The organism is Noviherbaspirillum denitrificans (assembly GCF_002211445.1).
Lineage (GTDB): Bacteria > Pseudomonadota > Gammaproteobacteria > Burkholderiales > Burkholderiaceae_D > Noviherbaspirillum > Noviherbaspirillum denitrificans.
Genome location: NZ_LSTO01000001.1, coordinates 2,060,670 through 2,065,735, shown reverse-complemented (window position 1 = coordinate 2,065,735; position 5,066 = coordinate 2,060,670). Strand labels below are relative to the sequence as shown.

4 protein-coding genes are annotated in these 5,066 nt (G+C 60.8%); 2 read left to right on the top strand and 2 right to left on the bottom strand.

Going from position 1 to position 5,066, the window contains the following annotated elements:
* Positions 1 to 601, top strand: a 601-nt coding sequence (locus AYR66_RS10110; RefSeq protein ID WP_170942290.1) for an AAA-type ATPase lid domain-containing protein, incomplete at its 5' end; no start/stop codon positions are given.
* Between the two features lie 6 nt (positions 602 to 607).
* Entirely contained in the window at positions 608 to 1,318 is a 711-nt protein-coding gene (locus tag AYR66_RS10105; RefSeq protein WP_088707388.1) for an FCD domain-containing protein, read from the top strand.
* A 112-nt stretch (positions 1,319 to 1,430) separates the two neighbouring features.
* Here AYR66_RS10105 and AYR66_RS10100 read toward each other — a convergent pair whose 3' ends face one another.
* Together AYR66_RS10100 and AYR66_RS10095 are read right to left on the bottom strand one after the other, a co-directional pair.
* Entirely contained in the window at positions 1,431 to 3,662 is a 2,232-nt protein-coding gene (locus AYR66_RS10100; protein WP_088707387.1) for an NADP-dependent isocitrate dehydrogenase, read from the bottom strand.
* 210 nt (positions 3,663 to 3,872) lie between these two features.
* The gene (locus tag AYR66_RS10095; RefSeq protein WP_088707386.1) at positions 3,873 to 4,868 is read right to left on the bottom strand and encodes an oxidoreductase; all 996 of its coding nucleotides are present in this window, start codon (positions 4,866 to 4,868) and stop codon (positions 3,873 to 3,875) included.
* Positions 4,869 to 5,066: the final 198 nt, after the last annotated feature.

Genomic DNA, 5,066 nt, shown 5'->3' with positions numbered 1-5,066 from the left:
CGTCCGCATCGTCGCGGCGACCAACGTCGAGCTGATGCAGGCGGTCAAGGACGGCCGCTTCCGCGCCGACCTGTTCTACCGGCTGAATGTCTATCCGATCTCGATCCCGCCGTTGCGCGAACGCGCGCTCGACATTCCACCGCTGGTCAATGCCATGATCGACAAGTTCAACGCCATGCATGGCAAGCGGGTTGCCGGCATCACCGACAAGGCGATGAAAGCGCTGAAAGCCTACCAATGGCCGGGCAACGTGCGGGAACTGGAAAACATGATCGAGCGCGGCATCATCCTCGCGCCCGCGGACGGCTGGATCGAACTCGACCACCTTTTCCCGAGCCTCGACGGTTCCGCACCGGAAGGCATCGGCCTATCGCAGCACGGAGAGCTGTCCGTCGACGAAGCTCCGGAACAGGCGAAGCTGTGCGACGCCATCATCAATAGCGGCCTGTCGCTGGACGAAGTCGAAAGCCTGTTGTTGCGGGAAGCGGTGGACCGCTCCGGGGGCAACCTGGCGGGCGCCGCGCGCCTGCTCGGCCTAACGCGCCCGCAACTGACCTATCGCCTCAAACGCAACAAGGATACGGCTCCGTCGGAGGAGTAAAACGCCATGCTTCACTCACAAAAATTCACCGCAGCGTTTGCCGACGCCGACACCGAACCGAGCACGCTCACGGAAGGCACGTACCTGCAACTGCGCCGCGACATCATCGAAGGACGGCTCCCGCCGGGCGAAAAACTGCGCGTCGAACACCTGAAAGACCGCTACGGCGTCGGTGCCGGAACGCTGCGCGAGGCCTTGTCACTGCTGCTATCGGACGCACTCGTCGTCAGCGAAGGCCAGCGCGGCTTCCGCGTCGCCCCGATGTCGATGTCCGACCTGGAAGACATCACGCGCACCCGCGTCCTTGTCGAAGGCGAGGCGCTGCGCCAGTCCATCATTGCGGGCAACGACGACTGGGAAGCCGGCCTTGTCGCCGCCTTCCACAAGCTCAGCAAATCGGAAGAAAAGCTCGGCGAACGGGAAACCGGCGCGGTGCGGGAATGGGAGGCGCGCAACCGCGAATACCACGAGGCATTGATCGCCGGCTGCGATTCGCGCTGGCTGCGCTACCTGATCGGCCTTCTCTACCGGCAGTCGGAACGCTACCGGCACCTGGTCATTTCCCATCGCAACGTGGAGCGGGACGTGCACGCCGAGCACAGCGCGATCTATGAAGCGGCGCTGGCGCGCGACGTGAAGCGCGCGCAGGCGGCGCTGGAGGTGCACATTCACCTGACTTATGACGCGATCAGGAAGTTGCTGCCTGCGCTGGAGTGATCGGCAGACGGGCGAGATAGCCAATAAACGCAAAAAGGGCACCACATAATGATGTGGTGCCCTTTTTTTTCGACATTCATGCAGCGACACACCCTTCAGTGTGTCACGCGCATCAAGCGGCAAATGCCTGCAGCGCTGCGTTGAACGTCGCGCTTGGACGCATGACCGCCTTCACCTTGGCATCATCCGGCTTGTAGTAACCGCCGATGTCCGCGGGCTTGCCCTGGACTTCGAGCAGTTCGGCAACGATCTTCTGCTCGTTGTCCGCCAGCGTCTTCGCCAGCGGTGCAAAGGCGGCTGCAAGTGCTGCGTCGTCCTTCTGCGCCGCCAGTTCCTGCGCCCAGAACATCGCCAGGTAGAACTGGCTGCCGCGGTTGTCGAGTTCGCCGGTCTTGGGGGAAGGCGACTTGCGATTGTCCAGCAGCTTACCGGTAGCGGAATCCAGGGTCTTGGCCAGGATCTTTGCCTTGGCGTTGCCGGTCTTGAGGCCCAGGTCTTCCAGGCTCACGGCCAGCGCCAGGAATTCACCCAGCGAATCCCAACGCAGGTGGTTTTCCTCGACCAGCTGCTGCACATGCTTGGGCGCCGAACCGCCGGCACCGGTTTCGTACATGCCGCCGCCAGCCATCAGCGGGACGATCGACAGCATCTTCGCGCTGGTGCCCAGTTCCAGAATCGGGAACAGGTCGGTCAGGTAGTCACGCAGGATATTGCCGGTGACGGAGATCGTGTCGAGACCGCGGGAAACGCGTTCGAGCGTATAACGCATTGCGCGCACCTGCGACATGATCTGGATGTCCAGGCCGGTCGTGTCGTGGTCCTGCAGGTAGGTCTTGACCTTCTTGATCAGCTCGTTTTCGTGCGGACGGTACGGGTCGAGCCAGAACACAGCCGGCATGCCCGAGTTGCGTGCACGGGTGACGGCAAGCTTCACCCAGTCACGGATCGGTGCGTCCTTCACCTGGCACATGCGCCAGATGTCACCCTGCTCGACATTCTGCGTGAGCAGGACTTCGCCGGTAGCCAGGTCGGTGATGTTGGCCACGCCGTCTTCCGCGATCTCGAAGGTCTTGTCGTGCGAGCCGTATTCTTCCGCTTGCTGCGCCATCAGGCCCACGTTGGGTACGGTGCCCATCGTGCGCGGGTCGAATGCGCCATGCCATTTGCAGAAATTGATGATCTCCTGGTAGATACGCGCGAAGGTGCTCTCCGGGATCACCGCCTTGACTTCCTTGAGGCGGCCATCGGCGCCGTACATCTTGCCGCCGTTGCGGATCATGGCCGGCATGGAGGCGTCGACGATGACGTCGTTCGGCGAATGGAAGTTGGTAATGCCCTTGGCGGAATCGACCATCGCGAGTGCCGGACGGTGCTCCTGGCAGGCGTGGAAGTCGCGGATGACTTCTTCGCGCTGCGAGTCCGGCAGCTTGGCGAGCTTGTTGTACAGGTCGGCCATGCCATTGTTGACGTTCACGCCGAGGCTGTCGAGCAGCTCGCCGTGCTTTTCGAATGCTTCCTTGTAGAACATGCGCACGCAGTGACCGAAGACGATCGGGTGCGACACCTTCATCATCGTTGCCTTGACGTGCAGCGAGAACATCACGCCGGTCTTGTGCGCGTCTTCGATCTGCTGCTCGTAAAAGTCGAGCAGTGCCTTGCGGCTCATGAACATCGAATCGATGATCTCGCCGTCCAGCAGCGAGACCTTCGGCTTCAGAACGATAGTCTTGCCGCTCTTGGTGACGAGCTCCATCTTGACGTCGCGCGCGCGGTCCAGCGTCATCGACTTTTCACCGTGGTAGAAGTCGCCGCTGGTCATGTGCGATACGTGCGTGCGCGAGGCTTGCGACCACTCGCCCATCGAGTGCGGGTTCTTGCGTGCGTATTCCTTCACAGCGCGCGGCGCGCGGCGGTCGGAGTTGCCTTCACGCAGAACGGGGTTGACCGCGGAGCCGATGCACTTGCCGTAGCGTGCCTTGATGGCCTTTTCTTCGTCGGTCTTCGGATCAGCCGGGTAGTCGGGGATGTTGTAACCCTTGTCCTGCAGTTCCTTGATTGCCGCCAGCAGTTGGCCGACGGAGGCGCTGATGTTGGGCAGCTTGATGATGTTGGCATCCGGCTCGAGCGTCGTTTTGCCCAGTTCAGCGAGCGTGTCGGGCACACGCTGCTCCGGCTTCAGGTAATCGGAGAAGTTGCCCAGGATACGCGCGGCGACAGAAATGTCGCTTTGCTCGATGCGGATGCCAGCCGGCTTGGTGAAGGTGCTGACAACCGGCAGGAACGCGTGGGTCGCCAGCAGAGGCGCCTCGTCGGTTAGCGTGTAGATGATGGTCGGATCGCTCATACGGTGCTCACTTGGTTTTCGCGGAGGTTGGGGTAGGTCTTCGACTAGCTGGGCTCACGAAATGCCACATTTGCTCGCTTGGCTCCGGGTTGGAGTTGGCGGCTTGACGAAGTCTTATATAAGACATAAGAATGCGCCCACATTATGCACGGGCTTTTCATATTATGCAAATTTTATGCGCAGCCGGCCTCCTTCCTGGCTTCCTATTGCCTATCCCCCAATGCGCACGACGGTCCTCCCCTTTACACGGCCACCGATGAATTCATCAAAACACGCAGGAAGCTCGTTAAATGCGATAACGCGCGTGACCGCATCGAGGTGACGCGGTTTGAGGTCGGATGCCACGCGCTCCCATACGCGCTGCCGGGTCGGAAATCCCATGTAGCCGGAATCGACACCGAGGAGGCTCACGCCGCGCAAGATGAATGGGAACACCGTACTTTCGATTTTTGCGCTCGCAGCATTGCCGATGCTGGCAACCGTACCTGCCTGCATCATCGTTGCCAGCACCCAGTGAAGAATCGGTCCGCCCACATTGTCGACTGCGCCGGCCCAGAGCCCGGCCTCGAGCGGGCGAACCTTCTGGAAATCGATCGATGAGGTGAGCTTGATTTCGGCCGCCCCCAGCATCTGCAGATAGGCTGCCTCCGCTTCCTTGCTCGTGAGCGCGACGACGTGATAACCGAGCTGCGCCAGCATGTCGATTGCGAGTCCGCCGACGCCGCCGGTCGCGCCAGTCACCACGACCGGACCGTTGGATGGCCGCAGTCCGTTGTCTTCCATTCGTACAATGCCTAAGGCTGCGGTAAACCCGGCGGTGCCGATCGCCATTGCTTCCTTGAGGTCCAGTCCTTCCGGCAGCGGAACCACCCACTTCGCTGGCACGCGCGCATATTCGGCATACCCGCCGTGGTGCGAAACACCGATATCGAAACTCGTAGCGATAACCCTCTGGCCGGGCACGAAGCGGGGATCGGCGCTTTCTGTCACCTCGCCCGCCATGTCGATACCGCCGACGCAAGGGAAGCGCCGGATGACCTTGCCTTTCCCTGTTGCGGCAAGGGCATCCTTGTAGTTGATGCTTGAGTAGTGGACACGGATGGTAACTTCACCGGGATCCAGCTGGTCGAATGACAAAGTGGTAAGGCGTCCACCAACTTGACCATCTGCAGACGTTTCGATGAGGTAAGCGTTGAAAAGCGACATAGAAGTCTCCTGTCTGGAACCGTTTATCGTTCACGTAGGAAAGAGTACAGCGCTCTTTGTGGGACTAGTTTATCGCTTCTGTGGGACTTGAAAGGTGCAGTACTCCAATCCTCACCCAGATGAGGCAAGCGCATCCGCCCTGCGAATAGCGTGTAGGTTCGTCCACATGCAGTCGCATAGAGGCAAACGTCTAGGTAT

Coding starts and splice junctions, on each gene's coding strand:
- AYR66_RS10105 (WP_088707388.1), top strand. CDS start 608: ATGCTTCACTCACAAAAATTCACCGCAGCGTTTGCCGACGCCGACACC.
- AYR66_RS10100 (WP_088707387.1), bottom strand. CDS start 3,662: ATGAGCGATCCGACCATCATCTACACGCTAACCGACGAGGCGCCTCTG.
- AYR66_RS10095 (WP_088707386.1), bottom strand. CDS start 4,868: ATGTCGCTTTTCAACGCTTACCTCATCGAAACGTCTGCAGATGGTCAA.